The organism is Mangrovibacterium lignilyticum, assembly GCF_010882175.1.
GTDB classification, from domain to species: domain Bacteria; phylum Bacteroidota; class Bacteroidia; order Bacteroidales; family Prolixibacteraceae; genus Mangrovibacterium; species Mangrovibacterium lignilyticum.
This window is the reverse complement of the sequence record NZ_WKLH01000001.1, coordinates 157,489-183,525: the sequence shown is the minus strand read 5'-3', so window position 1 is coordinate 183,525 and position 26,037 is coordinate 157,489. Positions and strand designations below refer to the sequence as shown.

Genomic DNA, 26,037 nt, shown 5'->3' with positions numbered 1-26,037 from the left:
AGTTGGCTATAAAAGAAAGGATCTTTGGCTTGAGTTTTTTACATACCAGCTCAACTTATAAACTTTAAACAGATAACCATGAATTGTTACCGCTCCCTGAACTCGAAATGCTGGTAGGCAGGTAACAGAAAAAAATACTGATGAAAGGTTGCTCTCCATCGAGCTTTTGATAAACAGTTTTCGAAGTTTAATCTGATTGTAGAAATTGTAAGAATAAGTTAGTTGAATTAAATTTTTTTCAGAAATTTAGCATGTGTGCATTAAACACAATGAAATTTTAAGAGTCTTATAGTATAAACCTGACAATAAATAATCAACCAAAAAAAGAACATGATGAAAAAGAATTTATTCGCTGCCTTCATTGCAGCCGTTCTGCTAAGTTTTTCAGCTGAAGCACAGCAAGCTTTATGGGGAGGACAACAGATTATCTCTCCGGAAATAAACCCCGACAATACCGTCACCTTTCGTGTAGATGCGGCTGATGCCGACACGGTGCAAATCGTAGGAGATTTCACACCGAAGGAAATGATAAAAACACAATGGGGCGAGTTTGAAGTTCCCGGTAAAGCCAACCTCGTCAAAGGTGCGGACGGAATCTGGACCTACACATCAGAACCACTCGCATCTGATTTGTATACCTACAATATTATTGTTGATGGCTTCAAATCGACCGATCCAAACAATGTTTATATGATTCGCGATGTATCTTCGGTCTTCAGCATTTTTATTGTTGGAGGTGAAAAAGGTGATTTGTATTCGGTAAAAGATGAGCCACACGGTACGGTTGCCCGTCGTTGGTATGATTCTCCCGGAGTTGGAATGACCCGGCGAATGACAATTTATACGCCTCCTGGTTACGAAAGCAGTAAAGATAAATATCCGGTTTTGTACTTGTTGCACGGAATGGGAGGTGACGAAGAAGCTTGGATCAACTATGGTCGTACGGCTCAAATCCTGGATAACCTGATTGCGGAAGGTAAAGCCACGCCAATGATCGTTGTTATGACCAACGGTAATGCAGCACAAAAAGCTGCGCCGGGTGAGTCAGCAAAAGGCTTTTACAAGCCAAGCATGCAATTAGATCACACCATGGACGGTAAGTTTGAAGAAGCTTTTCCCGATGTAATGAAATTTGTGGAATCGAACTATCGGGTGAAAGCGGATAAGGCTGATCGTGCGATTGCCGGTTTATCCATGGGTGGTTTTCATTCACTTCATATTTCACGCTATTACCCCAATACTTTCGACTATGTTGGCTTGTTCTCAGCAGCTATTATGCCACGCGAAGATTCAACCGGTAAAGTGTACAGTGATATCGATAATACGCTGAAGCAACAAATGGATAACGGATTGAAATTATACTGGATAGGTATTGGGAAAGCTGATTTTTTGTATAAAAATGTGACAGATTACCGACAGAAGCTGGATGAAATTGGAATGAACTATGCCTATGTCGAAACTGAAGGGGGACATACCTGGACAAACTGGCGGGTTTACCTGTCTGAATTCGCTCCTCTACTTTTTAAATAGGGAGAGACGCAGCAGCGGGGTAGTTAGCTCCTTGATAGCTTCAATCGGGCCTTTTCCTTCAAGCTACTAACAATCGCTCCGAGGCTTGCCGCAAGGGAATCGATCTAAGCTTAATGACGATTGTCCCCTTGCGGCAACGTGCGAAGAATTATCGACGAATAACTTTCATATCAGAGCAGTCATCAAAAAGCATTTGTAAAACATGTTGGTAATATCGTCATAATAAATTATCATTGCGTCTATTGGACATATAACCTAATATTCAAAGAACTTATGAAAAACCGATTAAAAAAGACAAGCTTAATTTCAAAGGTTTGTTTATTCAGCCTAACACTTGGCGTATTTGGCTGCAGCTCGCAGCCCAAGCAGCCCGGCGATGAAGAAGTGATCAAGAATACAATCTCAAAAATGACACTGGATCAAAAAGCAGAGGTGCTTATCGGCACCGGGATGTTTATGGATCTGCCGGATTCAATTAAGAAGAAGTTTGGAGGCGGTGACGATAATGAGTTAGGTCCCAATTACAAAGCGATGGTCGATCATATTCGAACTTATTTACCCGGTGCTGCCGGTAATTCGTCCGAGTTTCCTGAACTTGGAGTGACTTGCCAGGTTTTAACCGATGGTCCGGCCGGATTGCGTATTCAACCCACGCGGGAAGGGGAAGAGAAAACCTACTATTGTACAGCGTTCCCGATTGCTACTGTTTTAGCTTCTAGCTGGGATACCGATTTGGTTTATAAAGTAGGTGAAGCCATGGGCAATGAAGTATTGGAATATGGTTCTGATGTTTTGTTGGCGCCCGGTATGAACATCCAACGCGACCCGTTGTGTGGCCGTAACTTCGAGTACTATTCCGAAGATCCGCTGGTAACGGGAAAAATGGCTGCCGCGATGGTGAAAGGAATTCAATCCAACGGCGTAGGAACGTCAATTAAACACTTCGCAGCCAATAACCAGGAAACCAACCGGATGTCGGTAAATACCGTTGTTAGCCAGCGAGCTCTGCGCGAAATTTATTTGAAAGGTTTTGAAATTGCTGTGAAAGAGGCACAGCCCTGGACGGTGATGTCTTCATACAACAAACTGAATGGTGTTTATACCTCAGAAAGCCATGGTTTATTAACAGATGTGTTACGTAACGACTGGGGATTTGAAGGCTACGTAATGACCGACTGGGGTGGTGGTAGCGATGTTATTGCTCAAATGAAAGCTGGTAACGATATGATTCAACCGGGACAGCCGAAACAAGTTCAGGAGTTGAGTAGCGCTGTCAATCAAGAGTCTATTGATGAGGCGATTCTGGATAAAAACCTGAGCCGCATTTTCGGAATTATGCTGAAAACGCCAAAATATAAAGGATATGCTTACTCTTGCAATCCGGATTTGAAAGCACATGCTGAAGTGACTCGTCAGGCCGCTACCGATGGTATGGTGCTGCTCGAAAATCGCGATCAGGCATTACCAATCGCTGCTGATGTGAAAAAAGTAGCTGCCTTTGGTAACACGTCGTACGATTTTATAGCTGGTGGTACCGGTAGTGGCGATGTGAATGAAGCTTACACTATTTCGCTGATGGAAGGTTTGGAAAATGGCGGATATGCAACTGATGCCGAGTTGACTGAAATCTATCAAAAATATATCGAAGCAGAACGTGCGAAGGGAGTTAAAACCGACAACTGGCTGGCTGCATTGATGCATGGCAAAATCCCGGTAACCGAAATGCCTTTATCAAAAGCGATAGCAACGAAAATGGCTGCTGAAAATGATATGGCCTTAATCACTATTGGTAGAAATTCGGGAGAAGGCGGCGACCGTAAAGCCGAAGCTGGTGACTTCTATTTGACCGACACAGAAAAAGCCATGATCAAGGACGTTACTGATGCTTTCCATGCGAAAGGTAAAAAAGCCATTGTTGTGTTGAACGTTGGTGGTGCTATAGAAACGGCAAGTTGGGCAAAGACTCCCGATGCTGTTTTGTTGGCATGGCAACCTGGTCAGGAAGCCGGAAACTCGGTGGTTGATGTGCTTTCGGGTAAGGTAAATCCATCTGGAAAACTGGCTGTTTCATTCCCGGTTTCCTATGATGACGCGCCGACTTCAAAAACATTCCCTGGTCACGAAATCAAGTCTGATGACGTTGATAATGCTGCCGACTTATCCGGTTTCTCCTTCATGAAACGTACCCCCTGGGAAGTGGTTTACGACGAAGACATTTACGTTGGATATCGTTACTACAATACGTTCGATGTTCCTGTTGCCTATGAGTTTGGTTACGGATTATCGTACACCAATTTCGAGTACAGTAATCTGCAATTGAGTGCTACTAATTTTGATGGTGAACTAACGGTATCTGTGGATGTGAAAAACACGGGTTCAGTTGGCGGTCGTGAAGTTGTTCAGGTTTATGCGTCTGCTCCGCAGGTTAAGCTTGAAAAGCCGGAAGAAGAATTGGTGGCTTTCGGAAAAACCAAGCTCCTGAATCCGGACGAAACAGTAACATTGAGTTTCACAATCAAATCAACTGATTTGGCCTCGTTCGACGAAGCTTCTTCAAGTTGGCTTGTTGAAGCCGGAAACTATACAGTAAAAGTTGGAGCTTCTTCAGTTAAAATCAATCAGTCGGCCGACTTCAGCGTGGCCAGCGATATTGATGCGGGTAGCGTAAGCAATGTGCTTGCCCCCGAAATAACGATTGAAAAATTAAGTCAAAAATAGGTTTTTCGTTTGTAGATAATTCTTGATCTCCGCTTCTTCAAAGGGGCGGGGATCATTACCGACCGCGTATTTTGCCTTTCCACCTAACCCACCTAACCTAAACCATGCAGAAGTACGATTATATCCTACTATTAGCTGCCTTCCTTTTTACTGGAAGTTGTAGCCCCGATATTACGACTGAGGAAAAAGATAGCTATAATTTGGTGTCGCAATCCGGTGGTCCCAGCTTGGGATATTCGCCCACTAGCGGTGTCAACTTGATAACAGAAAAAGGTTATGCCTTTAAAGATTTGAATCGTAACGGGAAGCTCGATGCTTATGAGGACTGGCGATTGCCGGTTGATCAAAGAGCTCAGGATTTGGCTTCTCAGATGACCGTCGAGCAAATTGCCGGACTGATGCTTTACAGTGCTCACCAGGCAATTCCTGCACGAGGAACCGGCTTTTACGGTGGTACCTACAACGGAAAAGCGTTTGATGAGAGCGGTGCAGAACTCAGCGATTTGTCCGATACACAGTTAAAATTCCTGAAAGATGATAACCTAAGACATGTGCTGATTACTTCGGTCGAAAGCCCGGCAGTTGCTGCACAGTGGAATAACAACGCGCAGGCTTATGTTGAAGGTTTTATCCTGGGAGTTCCGGTAAACACCAGTTCCGATCCGCGCCATGGCAGCGATTCATATGCCGAGTACAATGCCGGAGCAGGAGGTAAAATCTCGATGTGGCCAAGTACGTTGGGACTGGCAGCTTCCTTCGATCCCGAATTGATGCGTCAGTTTGGTGAGATCGCCGCCTCGGAATACAGGGCGCTGGGAATTGCTACGGCACTGTCACCACAAATTGATTTGGCAACCGAACCACGCTGGAGCCGTTTCGACGGCACTATGGGGGAAGATCCGGATCTGGCAACCGATATGGCTCGTGCTTATGTTGATGGCATGCAGACATCAACCGGTGATAAAGAAGTTGCCGACGGCTGGGGGTATGGCAGTGTGAATGCTATGGTGAAACACTGGCCGGGTGGCGGACCAGAAGAAGGTGGTCGCGATGCCCATTTTGGCTATGGCGCTTATGCAGTTTATCCCGGTAATAATTTGGCTGATCATCTGAAGCCTTTTACTGAAGGTGCTTTCAAACTAAAGGGAAAAACCTCGAAAGCAGCAGCAGTAATGCCTTATTACACCATTTCGTGGCAGCGCGATACCGTGAATGGCGAAGAAGTCGGCAACAGTTACAATAGGTATCTGATCACGGACTTACTACGTGAAAAGTATGGTTACGATGGCGTGGTTTGCACCGATTGGATGATTACGAAAAATACCACCAGCGTCGAACGCTTCGAGGGAAAATGCTGGGGAGTAGAAGGATTAACGGAGTCTGAACGTCATTTCAAGGCCTTGGAAGCCGGTGTCGATCAGTTTGGTGGCAATAACGATATGGGGCCGGTTATCGAAGCATACCAAATGGGTGTTGCCAAATATGGCGAAACAGCTATGCGGGAGCGTTTCGAGCGTTCTGCGGTTCGCTTACTTCGAAATATCTTCAGGGTTGGCTTGTTCGAAAATCCATACCTCGATGTGGCCAAAACAAAGCAGGTTGTTGGTAATCCTGATTACATGAAATCCGGCTACGAAGCTCAGCTGCGCACGATCGTCCTGTTGAAAAATCATGAACAGACATTGCCGTTGAAGAAACAGCTGAAGGTCTATATTCCGGAGCGGGTTGTACCAGCCACCAAAAACTGGTTTGGTTTCGAAGTTCCCGAGAAGCAAGAGATTCCGTTTAACCTTGAAGTCGTCAAACATTACTTTGAAGTCGTGGCATCTCCTGCTGAGGCCGACTTTGCCTTGGTGGGTGTGAAAAATCCCGATGGCGGCGTTGGCTACGATGGAAAAGATCTGGAAAAAGGAGGCACAGGCTATGTGCCAATCAGCTTGCAATACAGTCCCTACAAAGCGGTTGCTGCTCGCGACGAAAGTCTGGCAGGTGGCAGTCCGTTTGAAGATTTCACCAATCGAAGCTATAAAGGCAAAACGGTAAAAACGAACAATAGCGGCGATATGGAAATGGTCTTGAATACGAAAAAGGAGATGGGGGACAAGCCGGTGATTGTTGTGGCACACGTTAGCAAACCAATGGTTTTCTCGGAAATTGAACCGTCCACCTCGGCTATTTTAGTCCATATGGGCGTACAGGATCAAGCGCTGCTGGAGATTATTTCGGGAGCAGTTGAGCCCTCTGCTTTACTTCCGTTCCAAATGCCTGCCAATATGAAAACCGTGGAGGAACAATTTGAAGATGTTCCTCGCGACATGACTCCCTATACCGACTCGGATGGAAATCAGTACGACTTCGCTTTTGGTTTAAACTGGCAGGGTCTCATTGATGATTCGCGGGTGGGTACTTATAAATAATTCACTTTTTAACGATTTTCTTTTCAGCGGAGCGCCTTGTTGGTGCTTCGCCTGGAAAGATTTGGGATTCTTAAAAAGGGTTGTGAGTTCACCCATAAGGATTCCCGGTGCACTACCAAGTATTGCACCCGCCTAACCTGCTCCATCAGCCCCAATAGTCTTTCCGCTATTCTCTAGCCCCGCAAAAATGGCTCCTCCAACTGCACCAATTGCTGCACACCAAAGAACATTGTTGCCTCCGGAATGCTTTGTTCTTATTATGCCAATATCGATAATAGGAATGATTGTAGTCTTCTCTTCTCTATATAGCTGAAGAGACTCTGCTGAGATGAACAGTATTTTCCCCATAGCAATCTTTTTTCCCTGCATATTATACACACGTGCAAAAACAGTTGTATTATTAAGTTCTTCCTGAGGCTTATGCCTTTTAGAATGAGGTACGGCGCCTTGTGTAAAACAGTTAATAGTTGCAAATACAATCAATATTCCAACAACAACTATTTTTTTCATGGCTGTTAATTTTCGGTGTTACTTAGCTAACTAACTTTAGTCGATGTCCATAGAATCACGTTTTTGTAGCAACTCTAATAACGCAATATCAGCTGCAGCCAATATCGGTTTCAGCTCTTCCGATAAGTTATCTCTTAACCACACAAATGTATTTTTGTATGAACCACTTTTAGGCGGCTGTAATGCAGCTTGACATTTATCATCCATATAAAATTCATAGCCAATAATATAATTCATAGGAGTTGACTTCCCATTGGACCATTTATGTATTGGCTTGATAACGATTTGTCTCAATCCATCCGTTATTACTCCTTCAACTTGAAAATTATCTTCAACATATAGTCCGGATTGATAGGTTAAAGACATTATCCAACAGATAGTATCAGTACTTCGTGCTATTGAGCATGTAAAATATTTAGTATCTTTTAGTTGTATTCTGGATGATTTTATTTCAAGGTGTTTGTAATTGGTCAATATCCCGGCATTTACCTCCAATGTATCTATCCCTTGATTAACTATGACGAAAGAAAATTTCTGTTTAATTTCCCTTCATCGGTGAAATCAAAATAAAACTGGAATTTGTTGGTGGTAGTCATCCACCCTGTTTTCCTTGAAATCATCTCAAACTCTCCGAATTTGTATTTTGGAATCAGGCCTTTAACGGTTACTTCTATTCGAGTACTATTGGCATTCAGTTCTTCATCAATTGCAATAATCTTTTGCGCAAATAGCAATTTGCTAGGTAAGAGAATTATTGAAAGGCAAACAACAATAAATAGTAAATTCTTCATTTCTATTAATGGTTGCTTTTATAAATAAATACGACCACCAGTTTGCATAAGTTATGCAGATACTAAAGGGGGGAATCATTCCAGACTCCCAGCTTATTTTATAAACCTTAAATCATATTTAATGGAGTTACGTCAAGCAAAAAGAAGGCAGTTTGAAGTAAAGCTTGGGTTCTGAGAAAAGCCTTCCGCTTAGAAGAACCCGATGGAAGCCTAGTCGCTAGTTTTTAATTGGTCAACTATCCCGGAAGTCTGCAGCTCTTGCCGGATAAACTGATTAATTCTAATATTTTATTGTTTGGTATAATCCTTTTTTTTTCAATCTTTGTTAATCGTATTTAATTCTTAAGATGAATCTATTCGATTATTCTGTAAAAAGAAATTAAATGAAGAGTTGTTATTCAATGAGTTGATGTGGTCAAATCAAGAAGTGAAAAAGAGTTAGTTGACGGTTTAAAACAGGGTGATAAGAAAGCTTTTCAGTCTTTGTTTGACCAGTATGCAAAACGTATTTTCGTTTTCGCAAAGGGTTATTTAAAATCGAACGAAGAAGCCGAAGAGGTTGTACAGGATGTATTTATTAAAGTTTGGAATGTTCGTGAGGCGATAAACACCGAGTTGTCTTTTAAGTCTTATCTTTTTAAAATTACATTCAATCGTATTCGGGAGTTCTTCGTCAAGCAGAGTCGTGAAAATTATTACAAGCATGAGATTCTCGATTATGCTATTGAATTTGACAACAGAACAGAAGAGAGCATCGACTACAAATCACTACTCGACTTGGTTGAAAAATATATCGATCAGTTACCGCCCAGGCAAAAAGAAATTATTCTGCTGAGTAAAAAGAAGGGGATCCCTTCGAAAGAAATTGCAGTTTTGCTGGATATATCTTCACGGACGGTGGAGAAACACCTCTCGGAAGCGTTGAAACAACTTAAGAAAGAACTGACTGAAGACCACATTGCCGGATTATTATTCTATCATTTATTTCTCGATCAGAAAAAAAAGTGAAAAAAATCTAATTTTCACTACGTAGTTTTTCTTTCCCACCCATATTACTTAATGTAGGCATTTAATTAATAGTCCTAAGAATATGGAAAATCTAAAAAAAGCACTCAAGAATTTTTTTCGGGGAAAGTACTCCCGGGAAGAATATTTCTCGATTCAAAATGAATTTGATAAAGAACAGGCAGATGAAGATTTTCTTTTTGAATTAGAACAGCAGTGGGATGCTATCACAGATGAACCCGTTGAAGGATTCCACAAGCAAACAATATGGAACAGCGTAAGCTCAAAACTTGAATTCAGGCAATCGGGTACCGGTAAGACCGTTCATTTTTTTGCGTTACTTCAACGCGCAGCAGCTATTTTGTTTATTCCTTTGGCAATCGGATTCCTGATTTATTTCTATGCTACAAATTCAACAGAACAGGAAGCTGCGTGGGCCGAGATCATTTGTCCTCCCGGAGTGAGAACTCAATTTCACCTGCCGGATGGATCGACCGGCGTATTAAACAGTGAGTCGACATTAAAGTACGCGGTGAATTTTAATTCGAACCGGATCGTTCACTTACAAGGAGAGGCCTACTTCGAGGTTGTTAAAGACAAAAAACATCCCTTCGATGTCGTAACCGGCGCAATTACAGTTCAGGTATTAGGTACCAGTTTTAGTGTGTTGGCTTACCCGGATCAGGATCGGGAAAAAGTGGTTCTGAAGACAGGTAGTGTCCGTGTTTTAGATGACAATAATCAAGCTGTGGCAAGCCTTTTACCGGATCAACAGTTTGTTTTAGAAAAGACTGAACGCAAATATTTCACCGAACGTGTCAATGCAGCCGCGCTTGTTTCCTGGATCGACGGCAAATTAGTCATTCAAAATGAGCGATTTGAAGACCTGGCAGTCCGGCTGAGTCGCTGGTACCACGTTGAAATTGAAATCAAAGATCAAAAGCTAAAGGATTATAAGTACTACGGAACATTCGAAAACGAATCGTTAGATGATGTTCTGCGTTTGATCGCCTTAACCGCACCAATAAAATATAAAGAAGTTGACCGGAAGAAGCTGGCCGACGGAACATTTTCAAACCGTAAAATAGTATTAGAGATTGATGAAAGAAGAATGAGTGATTTCTAACTAAAAAATGGGAGGTGCTACCAACACCTTCCCATTCGTAAAGCAGTCAAAACAGCAAAAATTTAACTACTTAATCGTTCAAATTTATGAAAAAAAATCGAATGGCTAGGGGTAACGCCCGAGGCTTGTTAAAAGTATTGAAGATTATGAAACTCAGTATGTTTCTTATTCTGGTTTTCGCGCTGCAAGGTTTTGCGTCTAAGTCCTATTCGCAGCAAACCCAGTTGACATTTCAACTCAATAATGTCAAGGTTATCAGTGTCTTGAATGAAATTGAAAATTCGACGAATTACTACTTCCTTTTTAATAAAGACTTAATTGACATCGACAGAGTTGTATCTGTTTCAGCCAATCAGGAAGAAGTAAAATCTGTATTGGAAGATTTGTTTCAAGGTACGAATGTGAAATTTGTTATCTCTGACCGGCAAATTGTTTTAACAACAGAAGGTTCGAACAACGCACAAGTAGGCGAAACAAAAACGATTAAAGGACAAGTAACGGATACATCCGGCGAAGGTCTGCCCGGAGTAACAGTCGTTGTTAAAGGAACAACCAATGGAACCATTACAGATGGAAACGGTAACTATACAATTACCGATGTTCCTGGAGATGCCACTTTGATATTCTCTTTTGTGGGGATGAAGTTACAGGAAATAGGTGTTGAAGGACAGACCATTATTGACGTTGTAATGGCCGAGGAGTCGATCGGGCTTGACGAAGTCGTTGCCGTTGGTTATGGTGTTCAGAAAAAGGCCACGCTTACCGGTTCTGTTATTAATGTTGACGGAGATGACCTGAAAAACATTCCTGCTACGAATGTGAGCCAGTCAATTTCAGGACGCTTGCCGGGAGTAGTCGCGATCTCCAATGGTGGAGAACCTGGGTATGATGGTGTTTCAATCTTAATTCGTGGTGTTAATACATTTGGTAATTCAGCACCTTTGGTCGTTGTTGATGGCGTCCCGGGACGTTCTCTGGAACGTATTGATCCAAGTACGATTGAGACAATGTCAGTATTGAAGGATGCTTCGGCAGCCATCTATGGAGCTCAAGCGGCTAACGGGGTAATTTTAATTACAACAAAAAGGGGAAAAGTTGGAAAACCTACAGTGGATTTCACTTACAATTACGGGCTTACCCGCCCGACGCTTATGCCTGAAATGACTGACGCGTCTGAATATGCTACCTTGCTGAATGAGATTGATTTATACGCTGGTAGAGATCCTCGGTATTCACAAGGTGAGATTCAAAAATTCAGCGACGGATCAGATCCATGGAAATATCCGAATAGCGACTATATTGATGAAACGCTAAAACCTTGGTCAGAACAAACTTATGGTAATGTATCGATTAAAGGAGGTACTGAAAATGTTAATTATTTTGTCAGTCTTTCCGGCAAATCACAAGATGCATTTTATCGGAACAGTGCAACATCATATAAGCAATATGATGTCAGATCAAATCTGGATATTAAATTGAATAAGTACATCAATTTCGTGATGAATACATCCGGACGGTTGGAAGACCGTAACTACCCGCAACGTGGAGCGCCGGAAATTTTCAACAAATTGATGCGGTCAAAACCAATAATTCCTGCTTACTGGCCTAATGGTCTTCCCGGACCAGGTATGGAAGGTGGCGATAACCCGGTAGTTCTGGTTACGAACGAAACTGGTTACTCGAAAGATAAATGGTATGTTTTAAATTCTGATTTCCAGCTTAATGTAGATGTTCCTTGGGTTGAAGGCCTGTCTGTAAACTTAAATGCTTCGCTCGACAAGTCGATCAACTTTGTGAAGAACTGGGCGACGCCATGGACCGTTTATTCATGGGATCAGGTAAGTTATGATGAGAATGGTGAACCAGCTTTGATCGGATCGGAGCAAGGGATTGATGATCCCCGGCTTACCCAATCAGCAAAAGACAATCAGAATATTTTGACTAGTGCCCGGGCAAATTACGAAACAACGATTGCCAATGTGCATAATATTAAGTTGATGGCTGGTGCGGAGAAAATTGTCGGTAAAGGAGATGATTTCTGGGCTTATAGAAGATACTATATTTCGACAGCTGTAGACCAACTTTTCGCCGGTGGTTTGGAAGATATCAATAACGGTGGCTCAGCCTATGAAGAGGCACGATTAAACTATTTTGGTCGGGTTAATTACACATTTAAGGATAAGTATTTAGCTGAATTTGTCTGGAGATACCAAGCGTCATACATCTTTGAAGAATCAAGTCGCTATGGATTCTTCCCTGGAGTTTCTCTTGGATATATTCTTTCGGAAGAAAATTTCTGGAAAGAAAATATTCCTGTAATTAATTTTGCAAAATTAAGAGCTTCTTGGGGCCAGACTGGTAACGACCTGATTAATCCATATCAGTTTCTTTCATCTTATTCTTTTGGCGGATTATCGTATGTTAATAATGGCGGAACGCAATCGAATAAAGTACTTTACGAAGGAGTCGTTCCAAACATCGGTGTAACCTGGGAGTCAGCAACTCAAAAGGATTTAGGTTTTGATTTGCAATTTTTCAATGGAAAGTTGGCTTTAACTGCTGATTATTTTATCAACAAGAGAACGAATATTTTGGCACGTCGAAATGCTTCAGTGCCTAAAACTACCGGTTTAGCACTTCCTGATGAGAATATCGGTGAATTTCAAAACCAAGGATTTGATTTCAACCTGCAATACAGCAACCATTCCTCAGACTTCACTTATAGTATTGGGGTCAATGGTGTGTATGCAAAAAATAAAATTCTTTTCTGGGATGAAGCACCAGGAGCACCTGTTTATCAGCAATCTACCGGCCACCCGCTGGGCGCGTCTCTTTACTATAATGCCATTGGGATCTTTCAGACTGAGGACGAAATCGCTGCCTATCCTCACTTAGCTGGCGCCAGACCAGGCGATATTATTTTCGAAGATTATAACCAAGATGGTATGATCGACGGTACGGACAAGGTTAGACATGATAAAAGCCGTACCCCTTTGTTTACAGGAGGTTTAAATCTAAATTTCGGCTATAAAGGCTTCGACTTGAATGTTTTGTTCCAAGGAGCAGTAGGCGGTGTTTTTTATCAAGGTACTGAATCCGGCGATTTTGGAAATTACCTGAAAAGTTTCTACGATGATAGATGGACTGAATTGAATCCAAGCACAGAAAATCCACGCACCTACAACAGAACCGGTGAATATTGGGTTAATCAGCCAAATACCTATTGGTTGCATAAAACGGATTATGTACGCTTAAAAAATATTGAGTTGGGGTATACTTTGCCTAAAATTATTTCAAACAAACTTAGTGTTGATAGGTGTCGGGTATATGTTAGTGGCTTCAACTTATTGACTTATAGTCCGGACATGGTGGATTTCGATCCAGAAAGTGTTCAAACCGGATATGCAGGATATAGTTATCCATTAAACAAAGCGGTCAATTTTGGATTGAGTGTAACCTTTTAAAAATTAGTATCATGACTCGTTTAAAAAATATATACATACTACTGTTTATCCTGTTAGTTACAGGGTGTAACGACGATTTTCTAGATGTGGCTCCATTAGATCGATTCTCTGATGCAGCCGTATGGGAGGACCCGGCATTAATTACAGCGTTTGTGGATAACATTTACATGGGCCAGCATCATGCGTTTCAAACCGAAATGATGTCTTCCTTGTGTGATGAATCAATGGATGTGTGGTGGTGGGAGACCCAACCTGTTCTTAAGAGCGAGATCAATTCCAGTTACTTGGCTGTTTTGGGACCAGGGCATTGGACGGGCGATTTCTATAACCTTACTTGGGAAGCGCTTTACAAAAACATCCGCGCATGTAACTTATTTTTCAAAAATATTGAAGCATCAGGTTTGGAAGGCGATGATATCGACAAATTAAAGGGCGAAGTATATTTTCTTCGTGGGTATTTTTACACCTGGTTAATGAGCTTTTATGGCGGTGTTCCTGTAATTAGTGAAGCCTATTCTCCAACAGATGAATTTTTAGTTCCTAGAAATACTTTTGAGGAAACCATCAATTTCATTGTTGCCGATTGTGATGCTGCGGCTGAATTGTTGCCGGCTTCAGGTGACAAAGCCAGAGCTACAAAGGGAGCTGCTTTAACTTTAAAATCAAAAGTGTTGCTTTACGCTGCAAGTGATTTGTTTAATACAGGTGCTTCATGGACTAGTGGTTATTCAAACCCTGAACTGATTAGCTATGTTGGCGGCGACCGCGCTGCTCGTTGGCAAGCTGCCAAAGATGCGGCCAAGGCTGTAATCGACTTAGGAGTGTATAGTCTGTATGGTGGAACGAATCCAGGATCAGCAGAACAGGCGACTCAGAACTATATCAATATCTTCCTGAATAATGGAAACGAAGAAGATATCTTCCTAAGTTTCTTCGATCACGCCAACAATGCCGGTGCATGGGATAATCCAAACGTTGGTTTGTTCAACGGACCAAATGGTTGGGAAAACTGGGGCGGGAATACCCCGATCGGGCAACTTGTTGATGACTACGAAATGGCCGATGGTACCAGATTTGACTGGAATAACTCGACAGAAGCGGCGACACCTTACGAAAACCGTGACCCCAGATTTTATGCCAATGTATTGTACGATGGTGCGTATTGGAAACAACGCCCGGAATCTACCAGCTCGAATGATCCGGAAGGGAAAGTTCAAACAGGTTCATACATCCAGGCAGATGGGTCAACTGTTCCCGGTTTAGACACTCGCCAAGGACCGGTACAAGACTGGAATGGAACATTTACTGGTTACTATTTGCGGAAATTCATTGATCCAGCTATTGATCACACGCCAACTAATATGCAAAAGTATCCTTGGCGTCAGATGAGATATGCTGAAGTAATTTTAAACTATGCTGAAGCATGTCTTGAATTGGGGCAGGATGATGAAGCCAAAACATACATCAATATGATTCGTGAACGTGCTGGTATGCCTGATGTACCCGCTAGTGAAGCAGGTGATGATTTGATGGATCGCTACAGAAATGAACGACGTATCGAATTGTGTTACGAACAGCACCGTTATTTTGACATCAGAAGATGGATGATTGCTCCTGAGGTAATCACTTCTGCACAGGGAGTTAAAATAACCTACAACTATGGTAGTGACACACCAACATATGCTGTATTGGATGATGTTCAAGAACGTGGGTGGAATGACAATAAATCCTATTTCCTTCCAATTTTATACGATGAGCTCAATAGAAATGACCAACTGATCCAGAACCCTGGATACTAGAGAGAAAGTGGTTAATAGTTAGAAAGAAGAACAAGCTTCCCCTGATTTGGTACCTCGACAAGGGAATATTGGGGAGCTTGCTTCTATCTTGCGAATGTGACAAATGATATGTCTGAGAATACAGAAAACTCATTAAACTGAATTTTATGAAACTAAAGACAGTCCTTTTTTTTATGACAGTGATTTTATCAACAAGCATACTTAAAGCGCAGCCGGCAAAATTCGATAATGTTTTATACGGTGTTGCTTATTACCAGGAGTATATGCCTGCGGATCGACTGGATGAGGACGTAAAAATGATGAAAGAGGCTGGTATTTCGGTTGTCCGTTTAGGTGAATCGACCTGGAGTTTGTTTGAACCTCGCGATGGCGAGTTTGAGTTTAGCTGGATGGATCGCATCGTTGATAAGATGCACGAAGCGGGAATAAAAGTCATCTTTGGCACGCCAACATACTCAATACCGGCATGGCTGTGGCACAAACATCCCGAGCTTTTGCTGGAATACGAAAGAGGCGGAAAGGCATACTATGGAAGCCGGCAAAACATGGATCTCACCAATCCAACGTACTTATTTTATTGCGAGCGTATCATTCGAAAGCTGATGGAGCATTACGCGCAGCACCCGGGAATTATCGGTTTTCAGGTTGATAATGAAACAACAGATCGGAATGTAAATAATTATGATTTCCAGGTAGATTTTGTGAATTACCTGAAACGGAAATTCAAAACAACGGAAAATCTCAACAAAGTCTGGGGTTTAAACTATTGGGGAATGACCATTGATGGATGGGAAGAATTGGCTCCCAGAGATGGCATAACCAATACCGGCTACAAGTTGGAATGGGATCGCTTCAAGCGCATTGCGGTGGCCGATTTCCTGAAATGGCAATCGTCAATTGTTCGCGAATACAAGCGTGACGACCAATTCATCACCCAATGTTTTATGACGGCAGTTGAGGAAGTTGACCAGGTCGCCAGTTCTGAGTTGATGGATGTGATGGGTGTGAATATTTACCATGAGCAACAGGACAAGCTGACAGGTCAGGAGATCGCTTTCGGTGGCGACTATTTTCGGTCAATCAAACACCAAAACTACCTGATTACAGAAACCAATGCCCAAACAATCGGATGGAATTCCCGCATTCAACAACCACCATATCTGGGGCAGTTGCGTCAAAATGTTTATGCTCATTTGGGCTCGGGTGCCAACATGGTTGAATACTGGCACTGGCACTCTATTCACTATGGCCAGGAAATTTACTGGAAAGGTATTCTTTCACACGATTTGCAGCCTAACCGCGCTTATGGTGAAATGTCGAAAACTGCTCACGAGTTGCAGCAGATCGGTAAAAAGCTGGTTAACCTGAAAAAGGAAAATAAGGTCGCTATTCTTTTTAGTCACGATTCAAATTCGGCATTGAATTTTATGCCGTTCAATCAAGGAGGAAGTCCTTGGGGGCCGGACCATAATAACTTTTACAGAAGTACTTTGGTCAATCAGTTTCACAAAGTGTTGTATGAAAATAATATCGGCGTCGATTTTATTTTGGCTGCAGATCCTGGCTTTGAGAAATATGATTTGGTTATCATTCCTGCGTTATATGTTGCCAGCGACGAATTGCTGAAAAAAATCGACGACTATGTTAAAAATGGTGGTCATGTAATCATGCAGTTCAAGAGTGGTTTCAGCGACGAAAACTCTATGGTGCGTCCTATGATAGCTCCGGGACCGTTGCGCGAAGCCTGTGGTTTTTACTACCAGGAGTTTACCAACTTCAATACGTTGGCTCTCAAAGATGATCCGTTCATGGTTGGGGACGAGGATAACAACGTGAATACTTGGGCTGAGTACTTGATTTTGGAAACCGCCAAGCCGTTGGCATATTACGACCATCAATATTTCGGGAAATATCCGGCCATAACCGTCAATAATTACGGAAAAGGTAGTTTGTTATATGAAGGTTGTATGGTTTCAGATGCTATTCAAAAGAAGATCATCATGAAGGAGATCGAAGGGCTTAAGCTAAAAACACCGGATCAGGATATACAATGGCCGCTAATTACCAAATCGGGAACGAACGATGAAGGTAATACCATTCACTATTTTTACAATTATTCATCAGAATCTAAAGAGTTGGTGTATCCCTATTCGGGTGGTAAAGAATTACTCTCAGGTGAAAATGTGAGTAAAGAACAAACTTTACAATTGGATCCATGGGGGGTAGTAATTGTTGAAGATCGAAAATAGCAAACAGTAAATAGAATGACTTAACAAGTTGGAGCATACGTTTTCCTGAATAACGGAAATCAAGTATCTCCGGGAGAGCTACGTTCTGATTTGCAGATGGAATATTCTGCATGCGGTGAGTCAAACGGCTATAGAATAGATTGTTACTCAATTATGCGACGATTTATAGGATTGAAATCCGTCTTCGTTAACTATCAAAATATTATTAGTAGATCATTGGTTTGAGCAATAAGTGGTTGCTCCTCGGAGCTCCACTATTGTCTGCTTTTTATCGAAAGTTGAGGAGCAACGGCCAATGTTGGATAGAATCAAAATTTATAATCAATAGACCTTAAGTTTTAACCTTAAAATTAAATAAGATGAAAAAATTTAGAAGCTATAATTTGAGACTTGCAGCATATATGCTGCTGCTATCTTTATTCGTTGTTGCTTGTAGCGATGATGACCCGATTGATCCGACGGGAGATTTTACCTATGTGGTAAGTTCGGAGAATCCGATGAGTGTGTCCTTTGAGGCTACGGCAACAGACGGCATAACCTTGGCCTGGGACTTTGGAGATGGTGGGGCGTCAATTGCTATGAGCTCGGAACATACTTACACCGCTGGTGGAACATACACAGTAACGCTGACTATATTTGGTGAAGACGGATCTACCCCTGCAGTGGTGACTAAAACCGTTACTGTAGTGCAAAACCCAACAGCAAAATTTACCTATGAGGTGACTGGCATGGACGTATCGTTTACCAGTACGCTTACGGCAGCAGTGTCTCTGGTTTGGGATTTCGGTGATGGTGAAACTTCAACAGAAGAAAATCCAATTCATACTTATGCAGCATATGGCGACTATACGGTGACCTTAACTGCAACAGGTGCAGAAGGAAGTACGGCAGCAGTCGTTACAAAAACAGCATCTTTACAGGAAGTCGTAAAAGTTTTTGAGCCCATAGTTGTTGAGAACGCAGATTTCCAACTACCAGGAGATGCTAAACATCAAAACTGGACAGATGTACCGGGTTGGAATAGCGACACACAAGCTTCTGATTCAGGAGTAGAAGGTGGTGGTGAAAGCTGGACAGCTTTTATTAAGAACACTGATCCTTCCGTATATAATCTGACTGACCGCGTAATTGCTACAGGCGAGGAATTCAAAATTAACTTGAGTGCATGGGATATCTGGAATGGACCTCAACTTGTTGTAACGCTGTATTATAACAATGGTGATGGAGTCCGAAACGTTTTGGAAACTCAAACATTTGATATCGTAGCCGGAGAAACTTTGGCTGTAGAATTGATTGCCACAGCGACAGAGGCTTCTGTTGGTACGAAACTTGGAATTGAAATCTCGAATATTTCCGGTGACGGAACTGATGGTTGGACAGGATTTGATGATGTTCAATTGTTCGTGAAATAGAATTTATTTTTCTTCCCAATATAAAAATATGCAGGCTGAATTGGCCTGTGTATTTTTTTTGTTTTATAACGGGAAATTTGCTGCAAGAAAATCACCTGTGTGATCCATTTTTTTGTCGTTCACTTTATCAAATCATGTTCGCAACCAACGACTGATTCTGAAATGGAACAGGCAGTAGTTGAGAAAATTAGTGACAAAACTTTCGATCAATGTTTAAGTTATTGATATTTAGTTGTCTATGTCGGGATGTGAAAAGCCTGTTTGACGATTTTGTAACCGGTGTTTGACGAACTTGTGCCGGAATAGTATCGGTAATGTAAATACCTTGGTCTTCTGGAAATACACAGATCAAACTACCTAACAAGTAAATAACTAACTAATCAATCAAGACTAAACTATGAGAAAATCTATTTTCTTAGGATTTATCCTTTTGCTTGGGTCCGGTATATCCAATGCCCATGCACAAACAACTGCAGACCGAACGGTGACCTTCAATGTAGAAGGCACAGGAATATCTAAGCCAGTAGAATTTGGAGCCGATCTTGCCTGGGCCAATGAACAGGCATTTCGTAGAAACGTATTATTTATGGGGCTTGATAAAATTGATATTGTAAGGGCTTCTTTCCAACCAACTTATCCACTGGTTAATGGAACGGATCTGACAACAGAACAAATTAATGACCTTAATTATCGTATTTGGTTGATCGATACTTATGTTGGACCAGATATTAAATTAACACTGAATTGCGACCACCCATCGGTAGATACATGGTATCATGATCACCCTGAACGTTGGGAACAGCTTATTCAGGTTACTGCTCAGGCATTTGAAGCTGACGGACATAATGTGGTTACAGTGGGAGCATTTAACGAACCGGATTATGGATGGAACCAGTACACCAATTATATGGATATGTATTATGTCACTGAAAGGTTAGCGGCCAATCCCTATTTTAGTGGAGTCAGACTTTCAGGTGGTAACACGTTGAGCTGTAGTGAGGCACAGGGATGGTACGATTTTTTAACGCCAGCGGGTGTCAATGAAGGAAACACGCATCAACTAGGTGGTACTTTCGCCGATTTTGCCAGTTTTTACCAAAGTGTTAGGGCTAATGGGCATCATGCAACAGGAGACGAACTACATAATATTGTGGAAGCTATGGTTGGTGCTGAATATGGTATGCAAACCGGTATTTGGTGGGCAGATATTGACTATGCCAGTGGAGAGCTTGTAAGAGCGATGGATGGTGAACGTCTGGCGTATTCTGAACATCGCGATAACTGGACTGCAGCAGCCGTGTACCGTTCTCCAGAGGGTAAAACACAGGCTTTTATTGGAAGTTCAGAAAGACAAGCTGTGACCACTAGCTATAAATTTGTTTCAGAAAATAAAGCGGTATTTTTCGATGGACATGGCCCTTCTTACGAATACACCATGGAAATACCTGGTGGTGCCGTCGGAAGTTATATGAATGGCCAGACCAATGCTGAGCGGGTTATTAATATTACTTGGGGTGAAGATGTACAACCTGTAATTGATGGAAACTATATTCTGATTAACCGCAGCAACGGCTTAGCAATGCAGGTGGACGGTACTGGTCGAAAGGATGGCGAAAACGTGATTGCTGGTAGTTATTCCGGTACAACGACTCAGCAATGGACTGTAACTCCAGTTGATTCAAGAATTGGCGGTGATTTTAGTTATTTCAGAATTAGCCCGGTGGTTAGTTCGCGTTATTCATTGGATTTATATGGATATAGCTTAGATGATGGTGCCAATATTGATTTATGGACTATGGGGAATGGTGGTAACAATCAATGGTATTTAGATTATAACGCTGATGGATATTTTTACATTCGTAGTAGAGAGAGTTCTAAATGTTTAGATGTAGATTCAAACGGCAATCTTATCCAGAATGCAAAAGACGCTATTAACAGCCAACAATGGCGCTTAATACCGGTAGGTGCACCGATCGAATTTGACGCGCCTGATACTCCAGCCAATCTTGTCGGTACAGGAAATTCATCTTCAATCAGTTTAAACTGGACTGCAAGTTCAGCATCAGATGTGGCGGGCTACACTATTTTCCGTGCTGAAGCTGCGGGAGGCGAATACAATACGATTGCAAGAAATGTTACAACAACTTCATATGAAGATTTAGATGTACAAGCAGGTGTTCAGTACTATTACAAAATAAAGGCGGTTGATGCCTCTTTGAACAGTTCAGGCCAAACCAGCGTAGTTGGGCCATTAGAAACCGGTGCTACCGGTGTTTGTGATCCTTCTACAATTACCCCATATTACCAGATAAACTATGGTACATGGACAATCGGAACTGATTTCACGGTCAATGCCGGGGATGTCATTACATTTGGTCCGCAACCTGTAGATGGTGGTTCCTGGATCTGGAACGGATGCGGTACTTCAGGTACTTTACGTGAGCAAACTGTAACGTCAACCACTTCTTGTTCACCAACTGCCACTTATACCAATGATTGTGGCGCAGAGAGCAGTGTAACATACAATGTTACCGTTATCGCAGCTCAAGATCCAACGACCATATCCGTTGAATCGATCGTTACCGGAACAGCAACTGGTCCCAAAGGGAGTAATTACGGCACAGCTGTGGTTACTATTGTTGATGATCAACTTAACCCGATTGCCGGAGCAACAGTGTCTGGTACATTCAGCGGTTCTTTCAGTGAGAGTGTAGCAGGTGTAACCGGAACCGACGGAACCGTATATTTCCAAACATCAGCCTACGTCAAGAAACCTACTGTGGATTTCTGTGTGGATGACGTGGTCTATAGCAGCCTTCCTTATGATCCTGCACAAAATCAAACGACTTGCACCAACCCGGCTTTGAAAAGTGCTACAATTGGCAATACAAAAGTGACCGGTGAAGTCAGTATTTTTCCGAATCCTGTAGCTGATTACTTGACGATTAAAATCGAAGGTGATTCCGGTGGTTTTAATATCAGTCTGGTGGATTTATCAGGTAGAATACTTCTAAATAGGCTACTTTCTGATCCGCTTACTCAAGTAGATTTAAGTTCGTATTTGTCGGGGGTTTATATGTTGAAAATAAAACATGGCGCAAGCTTAGTTCGCGTTGAAAAAATAATTAAAAACTAAAACCTGGTTCGTGATAAGTTAACCGTCTTACAACACGCTAACCTAATCCTGCGGAGTTAATCTTCGCAGGATTATTTTTCCGATTGCGGATGGTAAAACGAATGATCTGAATTTGTCACAAATCAGCTTAGCGTTGAGAATTGCGGTACAACGATTTGCAGGCTGAACAGCCAATAATAGCCCGGAAACAGACAGTAACCACTAAAATAGAGGTGCAAGAGAACAAAGACCATTGAACTTTTAAAAAATGAGGAAAATAACAATATTGATATCTTTTATGGTGTTTTTTGTGGACTTTTCGATTGCGCAAAGCACACAAACCGGGGAGGTCATCGATTTTCCGGAAACAGAAATAACGGTCAATACGGTAGTTCCCGAAAATGGTGATACTGATCGCAAGAAACTCTTCAATTTCGATTGGCGGTTTCAATTGGGTGATTTTCAAATTACAGACTCAACTCCCATTGATGATGCTGGTTGGCGGGATCTTGATTTGCCGCACGACTGGAGTATCGAAGGAGAATTGGACCCGGCAAACCCGATGGGCAACGATGGCGGTTATTTTCCAGCCGGAATTGGTTGGTATCAAAAGCATTTCCAAGTTCCCGACGGATGGCAGGAAAAACAGGTCTCGATTTATTTCGAAGGTGTTTACATGAATGCTGAAGTGTATATCAATGGTATTTACCTGGGCAAACGTCCTTATGGCTACTCTTCGTTCAGTTATGACTTGACTCCTTATCTGGACGTGAATGGTGAAAATTCGATTTCTGTTCGTGTCGATAATTCGCAACAAAAAAACAGCAGGTGGTACAGTGGTTCCGGTATTTACCGAAATGTTTGGCTTTTGGGAACCGCTTCTGTTCATGTTCCACATTGGGGAGTTGGTATTACAACACCTTCAGTGAGCTCAAGTCAAGCGATCGTTCGGGTGAAGACCTTGGTGAAAAACACAACAGATGTGGTTCAAAATGTTACCCTATCGACGCAGATTACGAGTGATAGCAGCAATGATATTGACGTGCAACTGGCTCCGAATTCGGAGCAAATCGTTGATCAAGAGATTGTTGTTTCTAATCCTTCATTGTGGTCTCCCGAATCTCCTACACGTTATAATGCGACAATCAAAGTGATCAGGAACAACGATGTCATTGATGAGTCGAACCATCCCTTCGGCGTACGTACGATTGAATTTAGCGCGGAGAATGGTTTTCAGCTCAATGGGAAATCGTTGTTAATCAGCGGCGGCTGTATGCATCACGACAACGGATGTTTGGGAGCGGCGGCCTATAACAGGGCAGAGGAGCGAAGAGTTGAATTGCTCAAGTCGGCTGGCTTTAACGCCGTTCGCACATCGCATAATCCTCCATCCGAGGCATTTCTGGATGCCTGCGATCGCCTGGGACTACTGGTTGTTGATGAAGCATTTGATGGCTGGCGTGTTAGTAAAACTCCTTACGATTATGCCCTTTATTTTGACGAGTGGGCTGTTCAAGATGTGCAGGATATGGTACGTCGGGACCAAAACCATCCTTCCATTATCATGTGGAGCATCGGGAATGAAATCATTGAACGGACCTCGGCTGAGGCTGTGACAACTGCGAAAATGTTGGCTGATGCCGTTAAAGAGATTGATACAACCCGCCCGGTGACTTCGGCAATGACCACGTGGGGAGAAGGATGGCAAATATTCGACCCGCTGATGGCAGAGCATGATGTTTGTGGTTACAATTATCAACTACACGAAGCGGAAAACGACCATGCGCGAGTGCCTTCCCGGATCATCTTTCAGTCAGAATCCTATCCAAGAGATGCCTTTTCGAATTGGAATTTGGTTCAACAGCACAGTTACATTCTGGGCGATTTTGTATGGACTGCCATGGATTATTTGGGCGAGTCCGGCATTGGACGCTACTATTATCCGGGTGAGCTCCCGGGCGAACATTGGGAAGCAAATTTCTACCCGTGGCATGGTGCCTATTGCGGCGATATTGACTTAATCGGCCACCGAAAACCAATCTCGTATTACCGAGAAATGTTATACAACGACACACGAAAACTTTATATGGCTGTTCGGGAGCCAAATCCGGGCGACGGCGAGATTAATCTGACCTCGTGGGCGGTTTGGCCAACCTGGGAGAGCTGGACCTGGGATGGGTTTGAGGGGCAAAATATTGATGTTGAGATCTACTCCAAATACCCCAAGGTACGCTTGTATCTGAATGATGTCCTGTTGGGTGAGAAAAATACAACGCAAAATGAGGCTTTTAAAGCGACATTCACGGTTCCATACCAGCCCGGAACACTGAAAGCTGTTGGCATTGACGGAGGCGCAGAGGTTGAAACAACAACACTGAAAACAGCAGGTCCAGCCTCGAAAGTTAAACTAACAGCCGACCGTTCGAGCATCCAGGCTGATGGTCAGGATTTGGTGTATGTAACCGTTGAGCTCACCGATGACGAAGGAAACGTACAGCCCAATGCTGAAGATAAGCTGGTATTTAAAGTTGAAGGGGGAGGAGAAATTGTTGGCGTTGATAATGCCAATCTGAAGGATACAGATCCCTATGTGGCTACAAGCAGAAAAGCCTGGAAAGGTCGGGCTTTGGTTGTGATTAAGAGTGACAAAAACGGAGGAGCTATCACGCTTCGGGTAGGCTCAGGCGCAGCAGCCGATGCTACTCTGAAGGCGATTAATCTGTCGCTGTCTGAAGTTAAGCCGGTTTTTGATCCAAATAAAAAAGAGTATTCGGTTTACCTGCCTGCAGGAACCACTTCGGTTGAAGTGACAGGTGTTCCCACTTATTCAGGGGCAACTGTGGCAGGAAATGGTTCCGTAAACGTACTGGAAACGAAGAGTGTCACGTTGACCGTGACCTCGCAAGACGGACTGAGCACGTCGGACTATATCGTCCATTTTATTGTTGATGTTGACGGTTTTACATTGATGCACTCTTATCCGTTTAGCGACGGAACAGCCAGAGATACGGTTGGCTCAGCTGACGGTACGATCGTAGGCGGCTCTGTGGTTGGTGGGGACTACATCGCGTCGGCACAAGGAGATTACATTGAATTGCCGGGCGAAAAAATAGCAATCAACACGTATGCATCAATAACCCTTGAAGCTTATGTGACGGCCGGTTCCAACAATCCGGATTATACGATGCTGAGTTTTTTCGGCGGAACAACGGGAGCGTATGGTACAAATTATTTTTATACGACCCTGATAAATGGCGGGTCCAGCAGTGCTGCTATATCCTGTGGCAATTTAACCACTCCTTGGAGCGCCGAAACTAGAGTCAATAGCAATCCTCTGGATAATGGCCAACCTTACCACCTTGTAAGTACAATAAATAGCGAGCGTATCACTTGGTACATCAACGGTGTGCTTGTCGGAAGCGTGGATCTGGCGAGCAATAATTCCCTCCAGTTTTTAGACAATTCCTTGGCCTACTTGTGCAAAAGCGGCTATGCCAGCGATGCAAGCTGGATCGGTGCGATTGACGAGTTTAATATTTACAAAGGTATTATGGACGATCAAACAATCGCAGCCCGGGCCAACAGTTTCCCAACCGCGCTGGCTGATCCAATTGCCGCCCCAAAACAAACCGAACTGAGTATTTATCCAAATCCGGTTCGAGATATACTTCATGTCGTTTATTCCGGAGTTTCCGAAGGTAATTCTGGCTTACTTAGTATTTGCAATTTGGATGGCCGATTAATGATGTCGGAGGTCGTTAGTACTACTTCCCCGGTGGAGTTGAATGTTCGTAATCTACCCTCGGGAACATATATTTTAAAATTGAGTAATGTCGAAAATACTCAAACGGAAAAAGTTTTCATACATCATTGAACTAATAATTTTCAAAAAGACCTACAA

Annotated in this window: 14 protein-coding genes; 11 read left to right on the top strand and 3 right to left on the bottom strand. The window is 42.7% G+C overall.

All coding sequences use genetic code 11. The annotated features are described in order from the left end of the window. Nucleotides 1–333: 333 nt before the first annotated feature. The 3 genes from GJV22_RS00645 to GJV22_RS00635 all read left to right on the top strand — a co-directional run bounded on the left by GJV22_RS00645 (nucleotide 334) and on the right by GJV22_RS00635 (nucleotide 6,665). Entirely contained in the window at nucleotides 334–1,530 is a 1,197-nt protein-coding gene (locus GJV22_RS00645) for an esterase (protein ID WP_205461704.1), read from the top strand. 273 nt (nucleotides 1,531–1,803) lie between these two features. Beyond that, nucleotides 1,804–4,248: a glycoside hydrolase family 3 C-terminal domain-containing protein gene (locus tag GJV22_RS00640; protein WP_238480251.1), complete on the top strand. Its 2,445-nt coding sequence runs from the start codon at nucleotides 1,804–1,806 to the stop codon at nucleotides 4,246–4,248. 104 nt (nucleotides 4,249–4,352) lie between these two features. Further along, entirely contained in the window at nucleotides 4,353–6,665 is a 2,313-nt protein-coding gene (locus GJV22_RS00635) for a glycoside hydrolase family 3 protein (RefSeq protein WP_163707265.1), read from the top strand. Between the two features lie 132 nt (nucleotides 6,666–6,797). Here GJV22_RS00635 and GJV22_RS00630 read toward each other — a convergent pair whose 3' ends face one another. The 3 genes from GJV22_RS00630 to GJV22_RS00620 form a co-directional block, all read right to left on the bottom strand. Next, nucleotides 6,798–7,175 carry a hypothetical protein gene (locus GJV22_RS00630; protein WP_163707262.1) on the bottom strand — a complete coding sequence of 126 codons (378 nt, stop codon included), beginning with the start codon at nucleotides 7,173–7,175 and terminating at the stop codon, nucleotides 6,798–6,800. A gap of 36 nt (nucleotides 7,176–7,211) precedes the next feature. After that, the gene (locus tag GJV22_RS00625; RefSeq protein WP_163707260.1) at nucleotides 7,212–7,541 is read right to left on the bottom strand and encodes a hypothetical protein; all 330 of its coding nucleotides are present in this window, start codon (nucleotides 7,539–7,541) and stop codon (nucleotides 7,212–7,214) included. 149 nt (nucleotides 7,542–7,690) lie between these two features. Then, nucleotides 7,691–7,966: a hypothetical protein gene (locus tag GJV22_RS00620; protein ID WP_163707257.1), complete on the bottom strand. Its 276-nt coding sequence runs from the start codon at nucleotides 7,964–7,966 to the stop codon at nucleotides 7,691–7,693. Nucleotides 7,967–8,377: 411 nt separating this feature from the next. On the opposite strand from GJV22_RS00620, the gene GJV22_RS00615 reads away from it, so the two are divergent. The 8 genes from GJV22_RS00615 to GJV22_RS00580 all read left to right on the top strand — a co-directional run bounded on the left by GJV22_RS00615 (nucleotide 8,378) and on the right by GJV22_RS00580 (nucleotide 26,010). Then, nucleotides 8,378–8,974: an RNA polymerase sigma factor gene (locus tag GJV22_RS00615; protein ID WP_163707253.1), complete on the top strand. Its 597-nt coding sequence runs from the start codon at nucleotides 8,378–8,380 to the stop codon at nucleotides 8,972–8,974. An 82-nt stretch (nucleotides 8,975–9,056) separates the two neighbouring features. Further along, nucleotides 9,057–10,097: a FecR family protein gene (locus tag GJV22_RS00610; protein ID WP_163707249.1), complete on the top strand. Its 1,041-nt coding sequence runs from the start codon at nucleotides 9,057–9,059 to the stop codon at nucleotides 10,095–10,097. A 146-nt stretch (nucleotides 10,098–10,243) separates the two neighbouring features. After that, nucleotides 10,244–13,561 (top strand): TonB-dependent receptor, encoded by a 3,318-nt coding sequence (locus tag GJV22_RS00605; protein WP_205461703.1) that lies wholly within the window; start codon nucleotides 10,244–10,246, stop codon nucleotides 13,559–13,561. Nucleotides 13,562–13,572: 11 nt separating this feature from the next. Then, nucleotides 13,573–15,360, top strand: coding sequence for a RagB/SusD family nutrient uptake outer membrane protein (locus GJV22_RS00600; protein ID WP_163707242.1), 1,788 nt, complete (start codon nucleotides 13,573–13,575; stop codon nucleotides 15,358–15,360). A gap of 146 nt (nucleotides 15,361–15,506) precedes the next feature. Next, nucleotides 15,507–17,609, top strand: a complete 2,103-nt coding sequence (locus GJV22_RS00595; RefSeq protein ID WP_163707240.1) for a beta-galactosidase — start codon at nucleotides 15,507–15,509, stop codon at nucleotides 17,607–17,609. 359 nt (nucleotides 17,610–17,968) lie between these two features. Next, a complete protein-coding gene (locus GJV22_RS22290) occupies nucleotides 17,969–19,021 on the top strand; it encodes a PKD domain-containing protein (protein WP_163707237.1) in 1,053 nt (350 codons plus the stop codon). A 397-nt stretch (nucleotides 19,022–19,418) separates the two neighbouring features. Next, nucleotides 19,419–22,157 carry an RICIN domain-containing protein gene (locus GJV22_RS00585; RefSeq protein WP_163707235.1) on the top strand — a complete coding sequence of 913 codons (2,739 nt, stop codon included), beginning with the start codon at nucleotides 19,419–19,421 and terminating at the stop codon, nucleotides 22,155–22,157. Between the two features lie 247 nt (nucleotides 22,158–22,404). Further along, on the top strand, nucleotides 22,405–26,010 hold the full coding sequence (locus tag GJV22_RS00580; RefSeq protein ID WP_163707230.1) for a glycoside hydrolase family 2 TIM barrel-domain containing protein: 3,606 nt from the start codon (nucleotides 22,405–22,407) through the stop codon (nucleotides 26,008–26,010). The last annotated feature ends 27 nt before the right edge of the window (nucleotides 26,011–26,037 follow it).

Excerpts from the sequence above, each read along its gene's own strand:
- GJV22_RS00645 (WP_205461704.1), top strand. The coding sequence starts at position 334 with ATGAAAAAGAATTTATTCGCTGCCTTCATTGCAGCCGTTCTGCTAAGT.
- GJV22_RS00640 (WP_238480251.1), top strand. The coding sequence starts at position 1,804 with ATGAAAAACCGATTAAAAAAGACAAGCTTAATTTCAAAGGTTTGTTTA.
- GJV22_RS00635 (WP_163707265.1), top strand. The coding sequence starts at position 4,353 with ATGCAGAAGTACGATTATATCCTACTATTAGCTGCCTTCCTTTTTACT.
- GJV22_RS00630 (WP_163707262.1), bottom strand. The coding sequence starts at position 7,175 with ATGAAAAAAATAGTTGTTGTTGGAATATTGATTGTATTTGCAACTATT.
- GJV22_RS00625 (WP_163707260.1), bottom strand. The coding sequence starts at position 7,541 with ATGTCTTTAACCTATCAATCCGGACTATATGTTGAAGATAATTTTCAA.
- GJV22_RS00620 (WP_163707257.1), bottom strand. The coding sequence starts at position 7,966 with ATGAAGAATTTACTATTTATTGTTGTTTGCCTTTCAATAATTCTCTTA.
- GJV22_RS00610 (WP_163707249.1), top strand. The coding sequence starts at position 9,057 with ATGGAAAATCTAAAAAAAGCACTCAAGAATTTTTTTCGGGGAAAGTAC.
- GJV22_RS00605 (WP_205461703.1), top strand. The coding sequence starts at position 10,244 with ATGAAACTCAGTATGTTTCTTATTCTGGTTTTCGCGCTGCAAGGTTTT.
- GJV22_RS00600 (WP_163707242.1), top strand. The coding sequence starts at position 13,573 with ATGACTCGTTTAAAAAATATATACATACTACTGTTTATCCTGTTAGTT.
- GJV22_RS00595 (WP_163707240.1), top strand. The coding sequence starts at position 15,507 with ATGAAACTAAAGACAGTCCTTTTTTTTATGACAGTGATTTTATCAACA.
- GJV22_RS22290 (WP_163707237.1), top strand. The coding sequence starts at position 17,969 with ATGAAAAAATTTAGAAGCTATAATTTGAGACTTGCAGCATATATGCTG.
- GJV22_RS00585 (WP_163707235.1), top strand. The coding sequence starts at position 19,419 with ATGAGAAAATCTATTTTCTTAGGATTTATCCTTTTGCTTGGGTCCGGT.
- GJV22_RS00580 (WP_163707230.1), top strand. The coding sequence starts at position 22,405 with ATGAGGAAAATAACAATATTGATATCTTTTATGGTGTTTTTTGTGGAC.